1 protein-coding gene is annotated in these 777 nt (G+C 53.3%); it reads left to right on the top strand.

The features are described 5' to 3' along the window. Positions 1-31: 31 nt before the first annotated feature. Positions 32-777: IS21 family transposase (gene istA, locus JWJ90_RS22805; RefSeq protein WP_205229509.1), on the top strand; the 746-nt coding region annotated here is incomplete at its 3' end.

Here is a 777-nt window from a genome sequence, read left to right as displayed (position 1 = left end):
TTTCTTCAAAGAAATAATCAAGGAGGGGTTCATGCCGGGCAAGAGGGTATCTATGCGCAAAATACGAGAGGTGTTACGCCTCAAACATGACCTGCACCGCAGTAACCGGGAAATCGGTTTGAGTTGCGGTATAGGGAGCAGTACTGTTGGCGACTACCTGCAGCGTGCCAGGAATGCCGGGGTGCGTTGGCCGCTGCCGGAAGAACTTGGTGATGCAGAGCTTGAACAACGACTATTTCCACCGCCCACACCAGCCAACAGCTCCCGGCTGTTTCCTGATTTTCAGGAAGTTCATAGAGAACTGCAATCACGGAAGCACATCACCTTGAACCTGTTATGGCAGGAGTATAAGGAACAGCACCCAGACGGCTACCAATACAGCTGGTTTTGTCAGAGGTACCGAGAATGGGCCGCCAGGCTGAATGTGGTGATGCGCCATGAGCACCGGGCTGGCGAAAAACTCTTTGTCGATTATGCCGGACAAACGATAGACATCATCGATCCAAACACCGGAGAGATTCGTCATGCCCAGATCTTTGTCGCCGTACTGGGAGCGAGCAGTTACACCTATGCGGAAGCAACGTTCAGCCAGCAGCTTGAAGATTGGGTCGGATCGCATGTGCGGGCCTTTAATTTTTTCGGCGGAGTCCCGGAGGCTGTTGTTCCCGATAATCTCAAAAGCGGTGTCAGTAAATCCTGCCGGTATGAGCCCGACATCAACCCAACCTATCACGATCTGGCACGACATTACCAAACGGTGGTCCTGCCTGCCCGCCC

It is taken from the genome of Desulfobulbus rhabdoformis, from assembly GCF_016919065.1.
Taxonomy (GTDB): domain Bacteria; phylum Desulfobacterota; class Desulfobulbia; order Desulfobulbales; family Desulfobulbaceae; genus Desulfobulbus; species Desulfobulbus rhabdoformis.
The sequence above is the reverse complement of the archived record's forward strand: the minus strand, read 5'-3'. Positions and strand labels throughout refer to the sequence as shown.